The organism is Lysinibacillus sp. SGAir0095 (assembly GCF_005491425.1).
GTDB lineage: Bacteria > Bacillota > Bacilli > Bacillales_A > Planococcaceae > Ureibacillus.
Map to the genome: position 1 here is coordinate 1514005 of NZ_CP028083.1, position 22933 is coordinate 1536937.

Sequence of the window (22933 nt, forward strand, 5' to 3'; positions counted from 1 at the left end):
GCAAACTTCAAACAATACACTTTAAGCAAACCAAAAATCAAAGTTTCACCCAAACTATTTTGTAAAGGGGAATTGCAAATGTTTTCATTCAAGGAGCGTCCGAACATACTGAATACCTTAGATAGCTTTACTTTCGATGTACTAGTCATTGGAGGGGGCATTACGGGAGCTGGAATAGCGCTAGATGCAGCTTCCCGTGGACTTTCTGTGGCGCTGGTGGAGATGCAGGATTTTGCTGCTGGGACATCGAGTCGCTCGACGAAGCTCGTACATGGAGGACTCCGATATTTAAAACAATTTGAGGTCGGACTTGTAGCAGAAGTTGGTCGTGAACGTGAGATTGTTTACGAAAATGGAGTTCATGTCACACAGCCTGAATGGATGCTGCTCCCACTTTATAAAGAGGGGACGCTCGGAAAAATGACAACGCGAGCGGCTCTAACGGTTTACGATCGCCTGGCACAGGTACGTAAAGACGAGCGCCGTAAAATACTCTCAAAGAAAGAAGCGCTTGCAAAAGTCCCTTTATTAAAAACGAAAGGCTTACGTGGAGCGGGCTACTATGTCGAATACAAAACAGATGATGCCCGACTGACGATTGAGGTCCTGAAAAAAGCAGTTGAATATCAGGCGATTTGTCTAAACTATGCCAAAGTGACGGATTTTGTTTACAAAAAGAAAAAAATCGTTGCTGCCAATGTGCGTGATGAAATATCGGGAGAGCAGATTACCATCCATGCTCATCAAATTGTCAATGCAACTGGTCCTTGGGTTGATGATGTGCGCAAAATGGATAAAATCAATAACAAGAAAACCATTCGCCATACAAAAGGGGTACACATTGTCATTGACCAAAAAAAACTCCCCTTAGAACAGGCGGTGTATTTCGATACGGTAGACGGACGCATGGTATTTGCCATACCTCGAGAAGGGAAAACATATGTTGGAACAACGGATACATTTTATAAGGGTGACCTCATCCAACCAATTGCCACAAAAGAGGATGTAGACTATTTAATTGATGCGATTCGTTTTATCTTCCCTGAAGCGACCGTAACGAAAGATGACGTTGAATCTACATGGGCAGGGGTAAGACCTTTAATTTCTCAGGAAGGAAAGGACCCTTCTGAGATTTCCCGTAAGGATGAACTATGGATTGCACCAAGTGGGCTGCTTACAGTTGCTGGCGGTAAATTAACAGGCTACCGACAAATGGCGGAAACAATTGTTCATAAGATTGTCAAGCTGCATAAATTCAAACACGCAACAGAATGTATCACAAAAGAACTCTCCATATCTGGGGCTAAGGGTTTAAATTCATATAATTTTGAAGACTATGTAACCAATAAATCAAAAGAAGGCACTGAGCTCGGGATCAGTTACCCGAATACACAAAGATTAGTCCGTAAATATGGTACAAATGTAGATGAGGTATTCCAATATGTAAAGGCAGTCAATAATTGTGAGCTGGATATCCCGCCTTCTCTTTATGCAGAACTGCTTTACTCGATTTATTACGAAATGGTGATGACGCCGTGTGATTTCTTAATTCGAAGAACGGGCTATATGTATTTCAATATTGCGTTAGTAGAGCAATATAAAGAAGCGATACTAGAGATAATGAGCAATATTCTGGGCTATTCTGAAAGTGAAATGGTATTTTATCGTGCTCAATTAGAGCAATTTATTGATGAGGCAAAAAATCCAATGAAATAGGGTGAATTCAGTTGGTTGAACTGGCAGAGATCATACAAATGGATGATGGACATCAAGTTTATGTACGCATTTACAAACCTAAAGGTACACCAATAGGGAATTTTCATATTTTACACGGAATGGCAGAACACGGGGGACGTTATGAGGCTTTTGCACAAAACTTAGCAAGTCAAGGCTACTTTGTGACGGCACATGATCATCGTGGTCATGGAAAAACAGCGGAGCTTAACGGCCAGCTCGGTTTTTTTGGAGAAGAAAATGGCTTCCAACGTGCGGTAGATGATGTATTTGATATCATTCAGTATTTCAGTGTGGACCCAGGCAATCAGGAAATTGTTCTTTTTGGACATAGCATGGGATCCTTTATCGCCCGCAGGTTTATTCAGCTTTATAGCGGGGTGATCGACAAATGTATTTTATGTGGTACAGGTGCGACAACTGCGCTTCACCAAATAGGAAATCGTGTTGCACGTTCACTGTGTTCCTTGAATGGGAAGAATGTACCCAGCCAGCTAATGAACGATTTAAGCTTCAATAGTTTTAGTAGAAGTGTATTGAATCCTAGAACGATTTATGATTGGCTCTGTAGTAACGAAGAGGAAGTCGAAAAATATATTCAAGACCCGTATTGTGGCTTTGTCCCAACAAATCAATACTTTGTGGATTTAACGGATGGGTTATTAATAATCAATCAAAGAGAAGAGATCAAGAACATTCGAAAGGATTTGCCGATTTTATTGATCAGTGGTATTGAAGATCCAGTGGGCAGCAAGGGCTCAGGAGTCTTTAAGGTCGCAAAGGAAATGAATGAAGCTGGCCTGACGGATGTGGTCGTATACCTTTTTGAAGGCATGCGACATGAAATATTAAAAGAAATCAATCGAAAACATGTATATTCTGTAATTACACGGTGGTTAAATAGATGAATGAAAAAAAATTAGAAGTTGTCGCCATTGTAGGGCCGACAGCTTCGGGTAAAACAGCTTTAAGTATTAAAATGGCAAAAGCTTTTAATGGTGAAATCATTAATGGCGACTCCATGCAGATTTATAAGGGTCTCGATATTGGAACAGCGAAAGTTACTGAAAAGGAAATGGAAGGCGTTCCGCATCACCTTTTAAGTTTTAAGGAGCCGACAGAAAGCTTTTCGGTTGCCGAATATCAATCATTGGTTCGAAAAAAAATCGCTGAAATCCAGTGTCGTGGAAAGCTGCCGATTATTGTAGGGGGAACAGGCCTTTACGTCCAGGCCGTGTTATATGATTTTCAGTTCACGAAAGAAGAAGTGGACGAAGAAGCGCGAAAAAAATACTATGATGAATTAGCTCAAATCGGACCAGATGCCATGCATGCCAAGCTAATGGAGCTAGATCCCGAAACAGCCAAAACAATCCATCCAAACAATACGCGTCGTGTAATCCGTGCCCTTGAAATGGTCGAGCTTCACGGTGTGTCAAAGGCTAGTGAAGAACATAATCGTGGAAATGTCCCTTTGTATCATCATTTAATAATCGGTCTTGATATGGACAGGGAGAAATTGTACGACCGCATCAATTTACGCGTAGACATGATGATGGAACAAGGCTTACTGGAAGAAGTAAAAGGCCTATGGGAGCGCGGAATTCGGGATGTACAATCTGTGCAGGCAATTGGTTATAAAGAGCTGTATGCCTACCTGGATGGCAGGCTGACGCTTGTGGATGCACTTGAACAGCTGAAGCAAAATTCACGAAGATACGCAAAACGCCAGCTAACATACTTCCGTAACAAGATGGATGTCGAATGGATAGGATATGAATGGAATAAAATCGAAAAATATTCAAAATTATTCAAATATTAAGAAGGGGAATTCATTTCAGGTGCCGAATATATTAGTATAGAAAATTATGACGAGGTGTATAAGGCGTGAAATCAATTAATCTACAAGATACTTTTCTGAACAATCTTCGAAAAAACAACACTTTTGTAACAGTATTTCTACTAAACGGTTTCCAACTAAAAGGTCTTGTGAAATCCTATGATAATTTTACGGTTTTACTAGAAGTAGATGGCAAGCAGCATTTAATCTACAAACATGCTATCTCAACATTTTCACCTTCAAAAAATGTAGCCGTTACTTCAGATAGTGATGGTAATTGATGACAAAATCGGCTTATTTACTTGCCGATTTTTTTTGTGAAATGGGCCAAAGAATATTTTCTCAGAGGATTTTAACAGAATAGAAACTGTCCGAGTAGGAGGTATTCTGTGACTGATAATATAATGTCAGTGTTGTCTATCGTAATCATGCTCAGTATTTTTTACAAAAATAGAAAATTATTAAAAGAGCTGACAAAATTCCAACTTCTTGGTGCAGCGAGTTGCTATCTTTTCGCAATTCTTGTAACCTTTGTTTTTGTTTTCTATGGAGGCAATTGGGTTGCAGGACAATTCTCAAATACAATCTTTAACTCTATCATTTTTATAGCAGTTATATTGATTGTACTCTATCCAACCGTAAGCATTTTAAACAAATTGTTACATAAAATTACGAACGGGATTCTGCCGAAAGATAAAAAGGAAGTGGGGAGTATAGGATCTCTATCAAAAAATCTCGTTAATTGCGATGGACTCATTTTTTCATTATACTGAGTAGGAGTTGGCTCGTGCTAAGAAAGGGTCCCTAATTCGGACACATAAACACACGTGACTAAATGGAAGTAAATGGAGGATTTTAAGATGAAAACAATGACAACGGATGAATTAATTAATCTGCTTGATGCAAATGAAGATTTAAACATTATTGATGTTCGCGAGGATTTCGAGGTGGAACAGGGCATGATTCCAGGTGCAATCCATATTCCATTAGGCTCAATCCCGGAAAAAGCGCCTGAATTAGACAAATCAAAAGAATACATCATGGTATGTAAAGGCGGCGTACGCAGTGCCAACGCAGGGGAATACTTAGAATCGCAAGGCTTTCAAGTAACGAATCTTGAAGGCGGCATGATGGCTTATGACGGGGAACTAGAGTTTAAGTAAGGTGTTTTAAGTATTGGAGACGGTGAAAAGTGATAATCCCGACAAAATTGAGGATTTTCCTGACACTTTTCTTGATAATTCCGACACTTTCATAGAAACTCCCGACACATTTTCCAATAATCCCTACAATCCAGAAAAGAGCACAGAAATGAGTAGCAATTTACTCATCTATGTGCTCTATTATTTGTATCGATTTTGATTGTTGTACTTTTGGATTTAGTCTCTTCAAGCTTTTTCAATGTTCGCACAGGTAGCTTCCAATGCTTTGTATACGAAAAAACACGTAAAGCGGTGATGGCAATAAATAATGCATATAAGTATATATCCCCATCTAAAAGCTGAAGGCCAATGATTAATCCTGCCCCTGCAGCCCATACTGCATATATTTCATCACGAAGGACTAATGGCTTTCTTCGTGCTAATAAATCACGTATAATTCCTCCACCGGATCCTGTTAGAACAGCCGCAACGATGACAGCACTAATCGGAAGCTCAAGTGAAACAGCGTAAATTGCCCCTTGGATGGCAAAGGCAGATAAGCCAATCGCATCCGTGAAATTTCCCCAGCGGTTCCAGTGTTTAATCAAATGATGAGGAACCAGGAAAAATACCGTAATCGCCGCAATTGCAATTTGAAACATCATTTCTTGGCTCCACAATGTTGAAACTGGTAAACCAATTAGTATGTTTCGTACTGCACCTCCGCCAAAAGCAGTCACAATCCCCAATAAATAAACACCAAACAAATCGTATTCTTCTTCCATGGCTACAATTGCACCAGAAATTGCAAAGGCGATGGTACCAATGATACTAAAAACTTCCCATGCCATAGACATTGCCTCCTTACATGAACATGCAAGTTTGAGAATAGCAGTTTAATAGGTTTTCGTAAAGTAAATTTTTATTAAAATGAATAAAATTTGAATATCAAAAAATTTGCGTAAACAAAATCGCCAAAATTCTAAAATAGTTGAAAAGATAACAGGAATTGTTAAGATAATATAGGACATTAAATAAGCAATACCATTAGATTCGCACAGGCGATTTTTATAGAACGGAGCAATAATTCATGACATTTATTTCAACATTAAAGCCAGAAACACTTCTGCTAGCAAGTGAAGTCGAAGAGAAAATTAAACCGATCCACGCAAAAGTGGACGAAATGGCTTTTTACAATCAACAAAAAGTGCTATCCGCATTCCGTAAGCATCAGGTGAGTGACTTTCACTTACATCCATCAAGCGGCTATGGCTACGACGATGAGGGACGAGATAACTTAGAGCGTGTTTATGCTGAAGTATTCGGTGCGGAAGCAGCCATTGTTCGTGCACAGATTATTTCAGGAACTCACGCTATTACGCTAAGTTTATTCGGCGTATTACGACCTGGTGACGAACTTGTATACATTACAGGAAAACCTTACGATACACTTCAATCCATAGTTGATGGCGGAAAGAAGGATACTGGGTCATTAAAGGATTTCGGTATTGGCTATTCCCATGTCGACTTAATTGAGAATCGTGAAATTGACTGGGACGGGGTGCGTGCTTCCATCAACGAACGCACGAAAATGGTAGCAATCCAACGCTCGAAAGGCTATGCAACTCGTCCTTCCTATTCAATAGAAGCGATTCAAGAAATGTGTGCTAAAATTCGGGAAATCAAAGCCGACGTCATGATCTTCGTTGACAACTGCTACGGGGAATTTGTGGAAGCAATGGAACCAACAGAGGTAGGGGCAGATTTAATGGCAGGTTCATTAATTAAAAATCCAGGCGGGGGCCTAGCGAAAATCGGGGGATACATCGCCGGGCGAGCAGAGTTAGTAGAAAAGTGTGCCTACCGCATGACATCACCAGGGATTGGGGCAGAAGCAGGTGCATCCTTGAACACACTAGCTGACTTTTACCAAGGCTTCTTCCTTGCACCTCACGTAGTGGCGCAAAGCTTGAAAGGGGCAATCTTCACTTCAGCTATGTTAGAGGAAGTTGGCATGACGACGTATCCGCATTATACTGCTCAGCGTACGGATTTGATTCAGTCCGTTTCTTTCCAGACAGCTGAGCAAATGGTTGCTTTCTGTCAAGAGATCCAAAAAGCTTCGCCAGTAAATGCCCATTTTGCCCCTGAACCTGCCTATATGCCGGGTTATGAAGATGACGTAATAATGGCAGCTGGTACCTTCGTTCAAGGGTCAAGCATCGAGCTAACGGCGGATGGCCCGATTCGTCCGCCATACACAGCATTTATCCAAGGTGGTTTAACATACGAACACGTGAAATATGCCATTTGTAGTGCTGTACAGAAATTGAGATAGTAGTGAAATAGGTAGTAGTTGCGGCGGCTCAGATAGGCAGATCTGAGCCGTTTTTTTAATTTATGAAAGTGGGGTAATGTCAGCTTATCCGCCAATTAAAAAAAGCTAATAAAATCCATACAAAAACCTAAAAACTTATCACCCCAAGCAAATATTTATTAATAACATATACTGTTTAAAAATATAGTGTAAGTAAATCATCAAAGATTGGGGTTGTGTATGGGGCATTATCGAAGGAATAGGAATTACGACCTCATAATAGTTTATTTTGTAGGTATGTGGATTTTGAGCGTAATTGGTCTATTAGTTGCTTTGTTATTGCCGATCTCGGTAGTGGTTATTCTTTCGCTCTTGGGGATTGCTTTGGTTGTGCTTACATTTGTGCTGCGTATTAGTAGTTTTGTTATTTTCTTGATTCCGATATTGTTTGGCGTGCTGCATTTTTTATTGATTATCATTTTAATTGATTGGCTTGGGGCTGCTCTTATCATTTCAGTATTTATTGCAACAATTATCATTTTCATAGGAATTGCCATTCTGGGCATCAAGCTTATTGAATATAGCATTTCAGAGGCCTTGATGTACGCATTTACGATATTAATCGTTTTCGTTGTGTTTGCATTTATTTATATTTTTATACCGGTAAGCAGTCCGTTCTTCCTTGTGGTAGCGGGAATTTTTGTACTGGCGTTTGCACTTTATACGGTCTATGAATTAGATAGTATACGGAATAACTTTATTCGAGAAAATGAAGTACTGTTTTTTGCCCTTAGATTGTATTTAAATCTGGCTTATATCGTTATTAATCTGATTGTTTCATCTCGTAAAAGGAAGAAGTAGGTACAATAATATAAAATAAACCTAAATCTATGCTGCAGAGTGGATTGGTGCACCAACCAATTTACACTGCAGCCTTTTAATTGTCTGGAAATTGATGTATTAAGATTCATTCTACTTGATATAACATTAAATCTTCTATATATCACAAGAAAAGTAAGAAAAAAGCAAGTTTCAGACAAATGATGTCATAATAAAAAGAATTGCGAAACTATTGTCAAAGTTCATATTTAGGGATATATTCTAATAAATACTTGAATGTGTACATCCCCTTTAATGTCAGTTTTTCTAACGTAACATTGACATTCTATCTTACTAAGGTTAAGATAGTCGTAAGGGAGGTGGATTAAATGAGTAGTGAAAGAAGATCAAGTGAATTAAGAAGATCCATGCCGCTTTTACCAATCAGTACCGTTATGCAATTAACTGAACTATCGGCGCGACAAATTCGCTATTATGAAGAACATGATTTAATTCAGCCACACCGTACGGAAGGTAATAGAAGAATGTTTTCCTTAAATGATGTGGATACGCTACTAGATGTTAAGGACATGTTAGAGCAAGGTGTCAATATGGCAGGGATTAAAAAAGTATTTGATATGAGAAATAATCCTGCAGTACAAGCTGTTAAAGAAAAAGAAGAAATCTCTGATGCTGATTTGCGTCGCATTTTACGTGAAGAGATGATCAATAGTGGACGTCATCAAAAAACGTCATTACGCCAAGGGGATTTATCGCGTTTTTATCAATAATGCGCGTGAATTATAAATAGAAAAATTGTGAATGATAAAGCTGTCATTTGCGAATAAGGTAAAAGTAGGAGTGTGGAATGCTGTGGGTAAATACACAAAAGACGATATTAAACGTCTAGTTCAAGAAAAAGAAGTAAAATATATTCGACTACAATTTACAGACATTTTAGGAACAATCAAAAACGTAGAAATTCCAGTAAGTCAACTTGACAAAGCATTAGACAACAAAATGATGTTTGATGGTTCTTCTATTGAAGGCTTTGTTCGTATCGAAGAATCTGATATGTACTTATATCCTGATCTTGACACATTCATGGTGTTCCCATGGACTACTGATAATGGTAAAGTGGCACGTTTCATTTGCGATATTTACACAGCTGAAGGTGAACCATTCTCAGGTGATCCACGTAATAACTTAAAGCGTGTATTAAAAGGAATGGAAGAATTAGGTTTCACTCATTTCAACCTTGGTCCAGAGCCGGAGTTCTTCTTATTCAAGTTAGATGCAAAAGGAGAGCCAACTCTTGAAGTAAATGACCATGGCGGTTATTTTGACTTAGCACCAACAGACTTAGGTGAAAACTGCCGTCGCGATATCGTGCTGGAACTTGAAGAAATGGGCTTTGAAATCGAAGCTTCTCACCATGAGGTTGCTCCAGGTCAGCATGAAATCGACTTCAAATATGCAAATGCGATTGAAGCATGTGATAACATCCAAACGTTTAAATTAGTTGTTAAAACAATTGCTCGTAAACATGGTTTACATGCAACATTCATGCCAAAACCATTATTTGGTGAAGCAGGTTCTGGAATGCACTGTAACGTTTCATTATTCAAAGGTAAAGAAAATGCATTCTATGATCCAAGCACAGAAATCGGCTTATCTCAAACAGCAATGCAATTTATGGCGGGTGTATTAGCGCATGTTCAAGGATTTACAGCGATTACAAACCCAACAGTTAACTCATACAAACGTTTAGTGCCTGGTTATGAAGCGCCATGTTACGTAGCTTGGTCTGCACAAAACCGTTCGCCACTAATTCGTGTACCAGCTTCACGTGGTCTATCTACTCGTATTGAAGTACGTTCAGTAGACCCATCTGCTAATCCTTATTTAGCATTAGCAGCGATTCTGGAATCTGGTTTAGAAGGAATCCGTAACAAGATGACACCTCCACCAGCAATTAACCGTAATATCTACGTAATGAGTGAAGAAGAACGCAAAGCAAACGGTATTGATAACTTACCGGCTTCTCTTGACGATGCGCTTATTGCTCTTTCTCAGGATGAGGTTATTAAAAATGCATTAGGTAGCCATATCTATGCAAACTTCAAAGAAGCGAAAGAAATCGAATTCGATATGTTCCGTACAACAGTCCATCCATGGGAACGCGAACAATATTTGAAAATGTATTAATAGTAATGGAGCCTGGCACCTTGTGTGTCAGGTTTTTTGTGAATGAATTAGAGTTCTGGGAGAAATTCGCATGAAATTATTATGTTGCTGCTCTATTTCGGAATACCTAAATTTAAAAACCCACCTTCCTTAATTCAAGTAGGGAGGTGGGTGTGTTTATTTCTTCCAAGTCAAAACATTATCAAGCTCCGTTATCATTGCACCGCTTTCTTTATCGAATAGCTGGATTAATATGCGAGATAATTCCTCGTAGCTTTCGTGCGGCTGTAACTTCAATAAAACATAGACGTCCGAATCGGTATGCTTTTCAAATGTCATGGTTGATTTCTCGATTTCAGGTTCGCCATAACCGATGGATTGAATAGCTTCTGAACGTTCTTCAAATGTGTAGCTGCCAGCTGCCGAAGACGCAAGGTTTAATTCTTCTTGGGCAATTTCTGTTGCTGCGCTAATTTCTTCCTCAGAAAAAGTCACGTTCTGATCGGCTACATCATAGAAAATAGTCAAAGCGCCACCTATAAGAATCAAAACGATAATAGTAATGGCAATCATCTTGGTTGTCGAAGCGCCAGGCTGCTTGAGTGTTTTCATCTTTACACCTTCTTAATTCGAATGTAAATCACTTGCTCAAGTTTAATGTAGCTGAATTAAGATAAAAAGACTATAGAGTTACATGGATTGACAATTTTTCTGAGAAAGATTTGTTACAATTTGTTGTTCACTAAAAACTTGCAAAACGGCGTTAATTGGATTGTTCAATTGTTTCGGGTTCGTTGATTTCTGTAATGAATTCTTCTTCTTTATCCCGCATAAAGTCGGTGTACTCAGATATGAGGTTTTGATCGTAAATGACCGATAACCTTGAATTCTTTTGAGGAATACTCGGTGTGCTTGAATTTCGATCGTGGTCGTATAACAGTGATTGGGCTGCGCCAGATTCAAAAGTATTGTTCCTGGAGCTCCCCCGAACCGCTGTCAAAATTAATCGGTTTGCTGAAATCCCACCTTGTAATTGAATATGGGAACCAACCCCATACATAATCATGTTGGATTTGGTATAGAAAAAGCCTTTAATCACGCTTGGTGTGTCACTATCGACGGAGATATTCGAAATATTAATTTCACCGGTAGCAAAGATTATCAACGTACTATTTTCAGTTATCCCGTTTAACGTACTTTCACGAATGGTCACATTCCCATCAACATAGATTAATGCATCCGTTTTAAGGTTCGTATTTGTAACAGACAAATCGCCATAAACATAATAGGTCCCTGATAAATTGATTGTTCGATTCCCACTTGATGCAGCACCATTGATGGTCAGACTGCTTTTGCTTAAGGTCTTTTCGTATTTCGTACACCAAACCAGAAAATATGCAACACATTTTTCTGTCTCGCCAGCCACAAGGGTTTCATAGCTTTTGCTGAACCGACTCGTTTCGTGATTGGTAGTGGTGATATTTAACGAAGTGTATTTTTTATTTGTCCCTTTGTTTGCTTTATCTAGTATTGTCCCGCTTATTTCCACGGTATCGTCCGATAACTCTTTTGTTAATACATTTAGTTGAGGACTATTAAAAAATTGAGCTGAAATCGTTGAAGATGCGTTTGCAGCAGTAGGGCTGAGGCGAGTATAATTATTTGTGTTCGTTAGCTTGTTTCCAGCAACATGATCATCATAAGTAGGTTTATTGTTCGTATTCAAGACATACACATTTTTCTGATCGTTCAATATTAATTTGGGTGTAACGCTATTGGCAGCCTGTCGAACCCGTGTACTAACACTGTCTTCCCATTTAGCGGTCGTTCCCGAAAACCATGAAGCTTGTTTAGATAGGACAATGTTGCCGTCAGATTTAATATCTCCTTGAACCTCGACACCGCCGTGTAAATAGAGATTTCCGCCATTATTTGTAGAAACCGCATACCTAAGCTGATCTGGGACAGCATCTGTTCCAACTATCACTTTAGCAGTAGTCACATTTCTTTTCCCATCAACAATCCCGGTGCTTCTAATAGGGATGATTTTCTTCAATTCCTGTAATTCGTTTTTTTCATTGTACACATTTTGAATGTTTTGACCATCAATACAAACGTGGGTTAGTCCGGTTTCACTGGCGATTTCCACGCCACCAGTCGTACAGCTATACTTAGAATTTTGAATGATTTGTGTTAGTTTAGATTGGAAATCAGCTTTTCCCACAGTGCCTGCACTAATATAGGTCTGCAGCTCTTTTTGAATAGAGGCAGTTAAAAACTCAACGCCCTTATCAGAAACATCCTTTGCTTGGACGATATCTTCCCGAGTATCATTCTTGAGAATGCTATTTGTTGTGAGGGTAATGAGACTTAATCCTAGGATAGATAAAATAATAAGAACGGTTAGAGCTAATAATAAGGCATAGCCTTTTTCACATTTCGTGATGTTCATAATAGTGGACTCCCTGTTCTAACAGTTAAAAGGGTTGGACTTCATTTGTAAATTCAATTTCTTTCAATGTATTACGTTTTTTATATTGAAGAACCAAAATAATTTTGTAAGAAGTTGCTTCGCTTGGGTTACCGATGATTTTCGATCTCTTTAAAATCGATATATTATCGTTGGAAATCTCATAGATCTCATTTCTTAAACGTAATCTTGTTATTCCATTACTTGTGACAAATCCAATCGGCTTCAAGCTATTTTTACAAGCAGTATCCAAAATCAGATTCCCGGACGTATCACGCTTGCAAAGGGTAGGGGAACTCGTCACATTTAAATAACTATTATCATTATCTGTAACATTTTGAATAATATGTGCTTGTTTTGTTTGGTAAAGCGTTTTAATCAAGCTGCTTACAATAATGTCTGCTTCATCCCGAAGGCTGCTTTCAACCCGAATAGCATTTGTAGTATTAGTACTTTGAACAATGATCGTAATCGTGAAAATTGAAACAAACGACAGTAAGACCAGGACGGCCAATAACTCAACTAATGTAATTCCACGTTCGTCCAGTCGTTGATTAATCAATCGAAACATACCCTTCTGAAGACCCTTTTGTAGTCCCGTTTGGTGAAGTAACCGTAACCACCACTTTAATGAGATTAAGATCCTTCTCTGTGTAAGTGGCATTTTTAGATTTTGTCGTACTTTGTGATGACTTGTACGAAACGGTATTAGTTCTCCCATTCAAATCAATTTCAAGTGGGGGATTCTTTAATTTTTTGTTAGTCTGCGTAGTATCAACAAAATAACGCTGAATATCCGTAGCCTTTGTATAGGTTTTAGCCCGAACCCTCTCCAACATCGCATCAGCCAAGTTGATCGTCACAAGCTTTTCGGTATTTGTAACGGCCGTTCTATTGGTTTGAATAAAAAGTTGGGATATGCTTAGTAAAATTATTGTGATGATAATGATGGAAGCGACTACTTCTATTAGGGTGAAGCCTTTGGGGTTTTGAAGGGGTTTTTGCATATGTTACATCTCCACTAGAAAATAAATTTTTATTATTATGGGCTTTAGTATTAGCAATAAAATGGAGTTTTACTTTTTAACATTATTTAAATTAAGCAAAGATTTAAGTGAATTTTGTTTTAAAATAGAAGAAAAGTGTAAAACTAGAGTGCTGTATATACTCAGTCTTACACTTAAATATAATCATTTTTTAATTGATTTCAGTATTGTATTATTCCTCTTTTGGAGGTAATGGATTTAATAAATTATAGGAGTCATCAGGTAGCTCATCGGGATTAGTTGGTTCAGGCTCTATTGGTTTACTTTCTGTTGGAGGGTTAATAGTTGCTCCACCTGATAAATTATATGTCTTTGCTACAACATTCCCATTGATTGTTCCGCCACCAGAATGAATAAAACTACTATATGGCGCTAAAAATAGTTGTTCAACAACTGAAGTTCCTCCATCTACTTTAATGGTATTATACCCATACCCATAAATATCTCCATTGACTCTTCCACCGCCACTCAATGTAAGATTTGCATCTTTCACATGTAAACTGTTATTAAGAGTAACTCCTCCGGCAATACTTAAAGAACTTTTTCCAGAGTAATAGATATTTGAAGTTGATATTTTCCCATTATTATTAATAGTAGAGCCTCCTCCAACCCACATATTATTCAGTACATATATTTTTAATGTACCAGGATTTACAATGTTAATGTGTCCTTGAGTAATATTTAATGAGTCTATATAGATTGAACGGTTGCCACCTTTTAGGTCAATATTTAAAGTACGATCGTTAGCAATATTAAAATTGGTGAAATATAAATCAGAAACGACTTCTAGTGTTGTATTATTTGGAATAGAATCATTGAAATTTAATGAACCATCTTTTATTAAATATGCTTTGGTACCTGAAATAATTTTATTCTCTGGTTTTGAAGTATTAGTTGGTAATTTGAAAACTTCAGAAGTTGCTGCTAATTTTGGTACTTGTTGTATACATGAATTAGTAAATCCGTATGTGCTTATTATAGTATTGAATTCTTCATTACTTATCTTTTGGATTTTTGATGAGTTGTTAGTCGAATTTCCAATTGGATTAAAATTAATGGAGCTATTATATTTATATTTACCTTTTAAACTATCAAACCAACTATTAATATATATATTTTTGGCAATTAAATTTTGATTGAGTGTAGGGTATCCAGAGATAGTTATGTTGTTTTCTGCAATAAGATTCCCATTAATATTTCCTCCTGAAATCGTTATGTTTTTCTTAGAAAAAACATTTCTGATACCAGATGAACCATTAATCTCTATATCTTCAGATGAGAAAAGATTTCCATTAAGTGAGGCACCATTATTTCCAATTGTCAATTTTTCAGTTGAATAAATATCTCCATTTATTGTACCGCTACCGGTAGTAATTGCTCCGCTTGTATAAAGTGCATAACATGCATTGAGTCTATTGTTATTATTGTCAGTATTGATTATTGGAATAACCTTAGGATCAAATAGGACCTCGATTTCTTGTGAGATAGTTCTCTTTTTTTCACCAATTCTACCTGTTGAACTTAATAAAAAACTCTTTTTATTTTCATTATAAGATAATGTTACAATAGCTTCTGGATTTGGTTCATCAAAATGCTCTTCGAAAGTTTTTATTGGCAAGTATTGGCCTGTTTTTATTGAGGACTTTACAGCATCGTAATAAATTCCTTCGGTTATAGATGATTCAATTATCCCATCTTTATACTTAATAATTTCTTTCTCATAATTTTCCCGGAACAAATTTACCGCATTAATCATTTGAGAATATAATTCCGCTCTTTTTTCAACTAGTCCCGCTTCTGCAATATAATAAACAGATTGGGTGTCACGTTCGTTAGTCATATTGTTAATTGTGTTTGCTGATATACCAAGCATACTTATACCTAAAATTGATAGTACTATTAATACTAACAAAGTTATAATTAATGTATAGCCTTTTTCATTCAATTTTAAAAAGGGGTTTCTCAAAATACTACCTCCTCTACCTAATAACAATTTGTGTTTTTTCTTTTACCCCGTTAACTGTCTTTATATTTATAGTTAGAACGTTATTCTCTTTACAAACTTCAAAAATCTCAATTTCTTCAGATATTACTATATTACCTTTCTTTAGGGTTCCAGTAGTACTTAATGAATAATATACATCGTCGATATTTAATGTATTTGAACACTTGTACCCTAAATCTTCTGCTAATTCTACTTTAAATTTGTATTTACGGATATCTTCCGTAATAATTTTCAGGGCATATGCTGTATCCATTAATTCGAAGTTTTTTTCTGTTTGATGCATTGAAGCATTCCGGCCATTTGACACTATCGTAATAATAGTAACAGCTATGAAAGCTGTAATGACAATGGCAGCAAGTATTTCTACTAAAGTTATTCCTTTTAAATTATTTATTTTCATTATGCTCAGCCATCCATTCTAGCGTGCTCTGCATTTGAGCTTTAGGACGAGTATCCTCCTTTTTTTCGTATACTTTAATTAAAATGGAAGAAATATATGAGTAAGAAGTTTTTGGTGCTATCTCTAAAATAATATAATTATTTGTTTGTTGATGATATTTTTCAAAAGTAAGTGAACAATTGTTTTCTGATATTAGAGTGTATTTAAAGTTAGCCTGTTCATTTTTATCAATATTTAAGATTGCATTTTTACAATAAGGTGCAGTGAAGTTATAAGATTTTACTGCTTCATAAGTTTTTTCAATCTCAGATTGTGCTATATAAGTTGCATTAAAAATGTTCTCGGAGTTTTTAGTAGTTTTTGCTGATTGTGTCAACAATGTAAAAATACTTATTAAAATAATAAATAAGATAACAATAGAGGTAATTACTTCTACAAGGCTTATTCCATATTCATTTAATCGTACAGTTCTTAATGATTTTTTCAAGTTTAACACCTGCTTATTGTGATATAAAATTAAAATAATATTTGAGAAGTGAAGCAAACTTTTATGTTAAGGTTCTTATGATTTTTTAGTGAAAATGTTAAAACTACTAATATTATATAATATAAAAGTCATAGAGGTATAGTTAAGTGAAATAAAAAATATCTTCTTTTAGTAATAAAGATATATACAATTGGATTATTTTTGTGTATCTTATTAATAGAAAATAAACTAATATTGTTTTCTACTGTTACTTTTTAAGAATTTATAACGATTTTGACAGAAAATATGATACTTATAGTTTAATATAGTAGAATGAGATAGTGAACACTTCGTAGGAATATCTATAAATTCCTTCTATTTTCTTACTAATTTATTTTATTGGGTAATTTTGCTTAAGTTAGTTGAAGTTACATGCGAAGAAAGTCAAATTTTGAATCATCCTACTAGTAATAGTTTTAATTAGAAACTTGAGGTGAGTTGCATGCCATTGAAAATAAAACCCATTATATTAGCTGTACTTAGTTTGATGCTTATTTTGTTTTTGTTCGTACAAGGAAATATTTTTAAAACGGCCTCTGCTGACGAGTCAGACTCAGGTTCAACCATCGCTGGCGTTAAAGTTTCGGGGTTATCCGAAGATGAAATGAAGGAAGTATTGCAACAAGCCATCCACACATGGATAGCACAGCCGATTACGGTAAGCGATGGTGTGAATGAAGTGCAAGTAGATCCTGCACAGTTCGTATTTGATTTAGATGCTACCTTACAGAGTTTTGAAACAACAGTGGACAAGCCTTGGTATGCATTTTGGGAATCAGATCGAGTAGTTCATTTGCCATTAGTATTAACCGTGCCGGAAGGATTAATGAGCAATATAGAGACAGTCCAAAGTTGGGATGCAGAAGCTACTGTTAACTCAGTTGCTACACAGGTATCCTTTCTAAAAGAACATGAAATTTCAGCGGTACTTAATGACTTGACTACAATAGATAATGAAAGAATTGCACTATCAATGGATGCAATCCCAACAGAAGCAATGGGCGTATCGAATTTAGTTGATCTGTTAAATGGAACGATTCTATATCCTGGTGAAACGTTCTCATTCATCTCTAAAGTAGGGGAAAGTACTGCGAATAATGAAGCGAAAGATTTTTTTGCTTCTTTATTATACAATGTCGTATTGAATACAGAATTTCAAATAGTTGAGCGTCACTCACAAGAGAAAATACCGACATATCTAGAACCGGGTATCAATGCTGCTATTAATATTCAATATAATGAAGATTTACAGTTTTTAAACAGTTCGACAAGTCCAGTACAAATTAATGCGACAGTTGAAGGTTCAAGTTTGAAGATGGAGATCTTTGCAAATGAAAAAAATAAGGAAGTACTGGTGCAAGTAAGTAATGAAGAGATTGCACCTCGTATCATCAACAGATACTCTGAAAATTTATCGGTTGGACAGCAAAAGTTAGTTCAAGAAGGTTCAAATGGTATGCGAGTAGTTGTTACTCGAATTATTTCCGAGAGTGGAAGTACGATAGAAGAACAAATAAGTCGCGATTATTACGCACCGACGAATCGAATTGTGTTAATATCCGCTCAACAGTCAGAACAGACGACTACACCAGATACAACTGGAACTACAGACGAAAATGGTAATCCAATTGAAAATACAGAAACACCGGGTATAACTAATCCGGCTACAGATACAGTTCCTGATGGTACCCAAAACCTAGACCCAGATACACAAATCGATCTAGATAATAATGGTTTACCAGATATGCCCGCTAGTGAAGGGGAAGAAGAGTTACCTGAAGGCAGTTATTATGACAAAGGTGGAAACTTAATAACTCCGTAGGAAGGGGAGTGTGGAAATTGCGAATGCAAACTAGAAAACGACTAGGTGACTTGCTTGTTGAAGCAGGTGTAATTACAAACGAACAGCTTGACTACGCCTTATCGAATAAAAGTCGTGACGAAAAGCTAGGTGACTTCCTAATTCGAGAAAATTACCTGACAGAGCAGCAGTTAATTGAGGTACTCGAATTTCAATTAGGTGTCCCACACATCAACTTAAACCAATATTCAATTGATCCTGAGTTATTGCAATTAGTTCCCGCTGAACTTGCAAAGCGTGCGAATATTATGCCGATTCGACGGGACAAAAATAGATTGTTTATCGCAATGGCTGACCCGATGGATTATTTCGCTATTGAAGAAGTGCGAATGGCAACTGGTTGCCAAATTGAGACAAGTATAGCAGCGAAAGACGATTTATACCGTACCATTACCAAATACTATGACTTACAGGAGTCAATGGAAGCTGCCCTTTCTGATCTTGGAGTTACTGCACCTGAAGCACAGCCAGAAATCATGGATGAGGAATCACCGATTGTACGTTTAGTAAATCAAATCATCGCCAATGGTGTAGCACAACGAGCAAGCGATATTCACTTTGACCCACAGGAAACGGATTTCCGTGTTCGGTATCGTGTTGATGGTCAATTGCGTACTGAGCGCTCATTGCCAAAGCATATGCAAAACATGCTATCAGCCCGCGTGAAAATTATGGGTGGCTTAAATATTACAGAAAACCGTATACCGCAAGATGGTCGTATTAAAACAACGGTTAACTTTAAGCCCATTGATATTCGTTTATCCACTTTACCAACAATTTTTGGTGAGAAAATCGTTATGCGTATTCTTGACTTAAGTAATGCCGCAACCGATGTAGACAAGCTCGGTTTAAACTCTAAAAACGAGCAGCTTTTCCGAAAAATGATTGCTCGTCCGAATGGAATTGTGTTAATCACAGGTCCAACAGGGTCAGGAAAATCGACAACCTTATATGCTGCTCTTTCTCATCTAAATAAGGAAGGGGTCAACATCATAACTGTTGAGGACCCTGTGGAGTATCAATTAGAAGGAGTCAACCAAATTCAAGTGAAGGAAGAAGTTGGCTTAACCTTCGCGGCTGGTTTACGTTCGATTCTCCGTCAAGACCCTGACATTGTGATGATCGGGGAAATACGAGATTTAGAAACGGCTGAAATTGCAACACGAGCTTCCTTAACAGGACATTTAGTATTAAGTACGCTTCATACGAACAGCGCGGTTGAATCAATTTCAAGGCTACATGATATGGGGATTGAACCATTCCTGGTTTCCTCTTCACTAGTTGGTGTAGTAGCACAGCGTCTTGTACGCCGGGTTTGTCGTGATTGTGGAAAAACAGTACCTGCAAATGAACGTGAAAAAGAAATTTTTGCTGAAGTTGGCATGACAGTGAAAACAGTCAACCGTGGACGCGGATGCCCAGCATGTAATCATACAGGCTACCGGGGACGTATTGCCATCCATGAGATATTGCCAATTGACCGAACGATCAAGGATTTCATTTTACAAAGAACAAGTGTAAGTTTAATAAGAAACTACATGAAAGAAGCCGGGTATCAAACCCTTGTAGAAGACGGATTACAAAAAGTACTAGATGGATTAACCACAACTGAAGAAGTATTGCATGTAGCAACAGTTGAATAGGAAGTGAAGAGATGTTTAGTATACGTTCGTTATTAGAAAGAGCTTATGAAGAAAAAGCATCGGACTTGCACATTACGGTTGGAATTCCACCCGTTTATCGTATAAATGGAAAGCTTAAGCAATTTGGAGACTATGCTGTTATTCCAGAGGAAGCTGACGCACTTGTAAGAGAGGTGCTGCCGGAATATAAGGTGGAGGAGTATGTGAAAAAGGGGGAATCAGATTTTAATTTCTCCCTAGGTGATTTATGTCGTTTCCGTGTAAACGCCTATCATCAGCGGAATGTGAGTGCGGTTGCCTTTCGTTTAATTCCATCGAAAATCCCGACGATTGAATCTCTTGGGATGCCTAAAGTCCTTTATGATTTAGCGGATAAGCCACAAGGACTGATTTTAGTAACCGGTCCAACTGGTTCTGGTAAATCGACGACACTCGCTGCAATGCTGGATTATATAAATGAAACAAAATCAAAGCATATTATAACCCTTGAGGATCCAATTGAGTATTTACATCATCATAAACAATCTGTTGTGAATCAACGTGAAATCGGCATTGATACTCAAGACTTTGCGAGTGGATTGCGTGCATCTCTTCGTCAGGATCCGGACGTAATTTTAGTTGGGGAGATGCGAGACTTAGAAACAATATCTACGGCAATTACTGCAGCTGAAACAGGGCATTTAGTGTTTGCAACACTTCACACATCTAGTGCTCCAACTACAATCGACCGTATCATTGATGTGTTTCCACCGCATCAGCAAGGGCAAATTCGAATACAGCTTGCAAACGTGTTGCAAGGCATCATTTCGCAAAGATTGTTTCCCCGCAAAGATATGAATGGCCGTATTGCTGCTACAGAAATCTTAACTGCATTACCTTCTGTAACAAATTTGATTCGAAACGAAAAAGTACATCAAATTCCAAGTGTCATGCAAACAAGCAGAGCAATGGGAATGCATACTTTAGAAACTTCAATTCAATCACTTGTTTCTTCGGGTAAGGTATCGATGGAAGAAGCACGCCCTTATCTGAATTTTGACGACTATAAGTAAATGAACGTTGGTGAGTAAATGACTGTTTACAAATATATAGGGCGTACACAACAGGGTGCACAAACTAAAGGTATTGTTGATGCTGCAAACAAACAAGCAGCTATTGCAAAGTTAAGGTCCCAGGGGATTAATCCCCGAGAAGTGAACGAATCAAACAGTATTTTGCATAAGGAATTAAAAATTGGAACGGCTAAGGTTAAAAACCAAGACTTTGTTATTTATCTAAGACAATTTGCTACATTGATAAGGGCAGGGGTTTCAATCGTTGAATCTACTCGAATTTTAGCGGATCAAACTAAAAGCAAGCCATTGAAAAAAGCCTTGCAAACTGTTGAAGAAGATATTCGGACAGGGTTTGCATTTTCGGAAGCAACTTTAAAGCATCCGAAAGTATTCCCTTTACTATTTTCTAATATGATGCGTTCAGGTGAAGCAACAGGGAATATTGATGATACGTTAGAACGTTTGGCGAATAACTTTGAAAAGCAATATAACCTGAAGAAAAAAGTACAGTCTACAATGACTTACCCAGCTGTTCTCTTTGTATTAACGATTGTTGTGGCTATTTTTATGATGGTTTTTATAGTTCCTTCGTTTGTGGAGTCATTTGAAAGTATGGGTGCAGAGCTGCCGTGGATGACAATCGTGACAATTGCAGTAAGTGAATGGCTTCAAAGGTTTTGGTGGCTAGTCATTTTATTGGTTATTGCTGGGGTTATTCTTTTCAGGATGTTTTATAAAGGAAATGAACAATTTAACTATGCTGTTCATTACGCATTACTCAGAATGCCAATTTTCGGACCATTACTCCAAAAGTCTGCTATATCTCGAATGATGGGCACATTATCTTCTTTATTCAGTAGCGCTGTTCCTATTTTACAATCACTCACAATTGTTGAGCGTGTTGTTGGAAATCCAGTGATGAGTAAAGTAGTTTTAGAAGCCCGAGATAATTTGGAAAGAGGGAATTCACTTTCTGAACCATTAGAAAAAAGCTGGCTCTTCCCACCACTTGTAACCTCGATGACAAGGATTGGTGAGTCAACAGGATCACTTGATTATATGCTACAAAAAGTTGCAGAGTTCTATGATGCAGAAGTGGAAAGATCTGTTGATACATTAAAATCATTAATCGAGCCATTAATGATTTTGTTCTTAGCCGCTATTGTAGGGGTCATCGTAGCTGCCATCTTCTTACCGATGTTTAGTCTATACGAGCAAATGTAATAAAAATTTATAGGGATATTGACGTTTTGCAGGGAGGTGAAAATAGTATGCAAACTACGTCCACGCAAATACTAAAAACTAATCAAAACAAAAAACTAAAAGGAGGTTTTAATATGTTTAAAACAATGAAAAAACGTATTAAAAACGAAAAAGGTTTAACATTAATCGAATTATTAGCTGTAGTAGTAATCTTAGCAATAATTGCCGCAATTGCTATTCCTGCAATTGGTAATATTATTAGTAATAGTCGTGCTAAAGCCCAAGTTGCAGATGCAATAAGTGTATTAGATGCTGCAAACTTATATTTTACTGATAACCCAACAGATGCAGATAACACTGCTACACAAGCTGAATTAACTAATGGAGGATACCTTGAAAATACAGGGAAAATTACTAACGTTTCCGTCAAAAAAGGGACTCCAAATACAATTACATTTACTGTTTCTAGTCCTGTTACTGGAGCTTTAGGTAATACCTTTACTGATGCAACTCTCACTCAATTATCTGGTGCAACTGTATCAAAAGGAGTTATTACTATCAATGGAGCACAAACAGCTCCTGCAGGTGGTTAATTAATTCTCTAAAAGACAACTAACTCCTATGTTAGTTGTCTCATTAGGCAATTAACTTCACCGAAATATTCTTCAAAATATGTATTAAAGGA

Annotated in this window: 23 protein-coding genes; 15 read left to right on the plus strand and 8 right to left on the minus strand. The window is 37.3% G+C overall.

The annotated features are described in order from the left end of the window. The first annotated feature begins 78 nt into the window (after positions 1–78). The 6 genes from C1N55_RS07455 to C1N55_RS07480 all read left to right on the plus strand — a co-directional run bounded on the left by C1N55_RS07455 (position 79) and on the right by C1N55_RS07480 (position 4737). A complete protein-coding gene (locus C1N55_RS07455) occupies positions 79–1716 on the plus strand; it encodes a glycerol-3-phosphate dehydrogenase/oxidase (protein ID WP_137728233.1) in 1638 nt (545 codons plus the stop codon). A gap of 11 nt (positions 1717–1727) precedes the next feature. Beyond that, a complete protein-coding gene (locus tag C1N55_RS07460; RefSeq protein WP_240758403.1) occupies positions 1728–2642 on the plus strand; it encodes an alpha/beta fold hydrolase in 915 nt (304 codons plus the stop codon). Next, positions 2639–3556, plus strand: coding sequence for a tRNA (adenosine(37)-N6)-dimethylallyltransferase MiaA (gene miaA / locus C1N55_RS07465; RefSeq protein ID WP_137728234.1), 918 nt, complete (start codon positions 2639–2641; stop codon positions 3554–3556). The genes C1N55_RS07460 and miaA overlap by 4 nt, the downstream gene beginning before the upstream one ends. A 65-nt stretch (positions 3557–3621) precedes the next feature. Then, positions 3622–3855, plus strand: a complete 234-nt coding sequence (hfq, locus tag C1N55_RS07470; RefSeq protein ID WP_137728235.1) for an RNA chaperone Hfq — start codon at positions 3622–3624, stop codon at positions 3853–3855. A gap of 108 nt (positions 3856–3963) precedes the next feature. Beyond that, positions 3964–4347: a hypothetical protein gene (locus C1N55_RS07475; RefSeq protein ID WP_137728236.1), complete on the plus strand. Its 384-nt coding sequence runs from the start codon at positions 3964–3966 to the stop codon at positions 4345–4347. An 87-nt stretch (positions 4348–4434) separates the two neighbouring features. Further along, positions 4435–4737: a rhodanese-like domain-containing protein gene (locus C1N55_RS07480; protein WP_137728237.1), complete on the plus strand. Its 303-nt coding sequence runs from the start codon at positions 4435–4437 to the stop codon at positions 4735–4737. 164 nt (positions 4738–4901) lie between these two features. On the opposite strand, the gene C1N55_RS07485 is transcribed toward C1N55_RS07480, so the two are convergent. Then, complete coding sequence (locus C1N55_RS07485; RefSeq protein WP_137728238.1) at positions 4902–5567, minus strand: trimeric intracellular cation channel family protein; 666 nt, start codon at positions 5565–5567, stop codon at positions 4902–4904. 239 nt (positions 5568–5806) lie between these two features. Here C1N55_RS07485 and C1N55_RS07490 point away from each other — a divergent pair, with 239 nt between their 5' ends. The 4 genes from C1N55_RS07490 (at position 5807) to glnA (ending at position 10060) form a co-directional block, all read left to right on the plus strand. Then, positions 5807–7054 carry a methionine gamma-lyase family protein gene (locus tag C1N55_RS07490; RefSeq protein WP_137728239.1) on the plus strand — a complete coding sequence of 416 codons (1248 nt, stop codon included), beginning with the start codon at positions 5807–5809 and terminating at the stop codon, positions 7052–7054. A 219-nt stretch (positions 7055–7273) separates the two neighbouring features. Then, the gene (locus C1N55_RS07495; RefSeq protein ID WP_137728240.1) at positions 7274–7894 is read left to right on the plus strand and encodes a Bax inhibitor-1 family protein; all 621 of its coding nucleotides are present in this window, start codon (positions 7274–7276) and stop codon (positions 7892–7894) included. Between the two features lie 347 nt (positions 7895–8241). Beyond that, on the plus strand, positions 8242–8643 hold the full coding sequence (locus tag C1N55_RS07500) for a MerR family transcriptional regulator (protein WP_168193820.1): 402 nt from the start codon (positions 8242–8244) through the stop codon (positions 8641–8643). An 82-nt stretch (positions 8644–8725) separates the two neighbouring features. Continuing rightward, positions 8726–10060, plus strand: coding sequence for a type I glutamate--ammonia ligase (glnA, locus tag C1N55_RS07505; RefSeq protein ID WP_137730577.1), 1335 nt, complete (start codon positions 8726–8728; stop codon positions 10058–10060). A 156-nt stretch (positions 10061–10216) separates the two neighbouring features. Here the strand turns inward: glnA and C1N55_RS07510 are convergent, their stop codons facing one another. The 7 genes from C1N55_RS07510 to C1N55_RS07540 form a co-directional block, all read right to left on the minus strand. Beyond that, positions 10217–10651 carry a hypothetical protein gene (locus C1N55_RS07510; protein ID WP_137728241.1) on the minus strand — a complete coding sequence of 145 codons (435 nt, stop codon included), beginning with the start codon at positions 10649–10651 and terminating at the stop codon, positions 10217–10219. Between the two features lie 151 nt (positions 10652–10802). Then, positions 10803–12491: a hypothetical protein gene (locus tag C1N55_RS07515; RefSeq protein WP_137728242.1), complete on the minus strand. Its 1689-nt coding sequence runs from the start codon at positions 12489–12491 to the stop codon at positions 10803–10805. A 25-nt stretch (positions 12492–12516) separates the two neighbouring features. Further along, entirely contained in the window at positions 12517–13071 is a 555-nt protein-coding gene (locus tag C1N55_RS07520; RefSeq protein ID WP_137728243.1) for a prepilin-type N-terminal cleavage/methylation domain-containing protein, read from the minus strand. Next, a complete protein-coding gene (locus tag C1N55_RS07525) occupies positions 13064–13516 on the minus strand; it encodes a prepilin-type N-terminal cleavage/methylation domain-containing protein (RefSeq protein ID WP_137728244.1) in 453 nt (150 codons plus the stop codon). The genes C1N55_RS07520 and C1N55_RS07525 overlap by 8 nt, the downstream gene beginning before the upstream one ends. 211 nt (positions 13517–13727) lie before the next feature. Beyond that, positions 13728–15521: a polymer-forming cytoskeletal protein gene (locus C1N55_RS07530; protein WP_137728245.1), complete on the minus strand. Its 1794-nt coding sequence runs from the start codon at positions 15519–15521 to the stop codon at positions 13728–13730. A gap of 13 nt (positions 15522–15534) precedes the next feature. Further along, entirely contained in the window at positions 15535–15960 is a 426-nt protein-coding gene (locus C1N55_RS07535) for a type II secretion system protein (RefSeq protein WP_137728246.1), read from the minus strand. Then, positions 15947–16447: a hypothetical protein gene (locus C1N55_RS07540; protein WP_137728247.1), complete on the minus strand. Its 501-nt coding sequence runs from the start codon at positions 16445–16447 to the stop codon at positions 15947–15949. Before C1N55_RS07540 ends, C1N55_RS07535 begins: the two co-directional genes overlap by 14 nt. Positions 16448–16928: 481 nt before the next feature. Between C1N55_RS07540 and C1N55_RS07545 the strand changes: the two genes are divergently transcribed. From C1N55_RS07545 to C1N55_RS07565, 5 genes are all read left to right on the plus strand, one after another. Continuing rightward, positions 16929–18308, plus strand: a complete 1380-nt coding sequence (locus C1N55_RS07545) for a VanW family protein (RefSeq protein WP_137728248.1) — start codon at positions 16929–16931, stop codon at positions 18306–18308. A 23-nt stretch (positions 18309–18331) separates the two neighbouring features. After that, entirely contained in the window at positions 18332–19990 is a 1659-nt protein-coding gene (locus C1N55_RS07550; RefSeq protein WP_370452614.1) for a GspE/PulE family protein, read from the plus strand. A gap of 11 nt (positions 19991–20001) precedes the next feature. Beyond that, positions 20002–21042, plus strand: coding sequence for a type IV pilus twitching motility protein PilT (locus C1N55_RS07555; protein ID WP_137728250.1), 1041 nt, complete (start codon positions 20002–20004; stop codon positions 21040–21042). Between the two features lie 18 nt (positions 21043–21060). Beyond that, a complete protein-coding gene (locus C1N55_RS07560) occupies positions 21061–22269 on the plus strand; it encodes a type II secretion system F family protein (RefSeq protein ID WP_137728251.1) in 1209 nt (402 codons plus the stop codon). 113 nt (positions 22270–22382) lie between these two features. Then, on the plus strand, positions 22383–22841 hold the full coding sequence (locus C1N55_RS07565; protein WP_205758523.1) for a prepilin-type N-terminal cleavage/methylation domain-containing protein: 459 nt from the start codon (positions 22383–22385) through the stop codon (positions 22839–22841). Positions 22842–22933 lie beyond the last annotated feature (92 nt).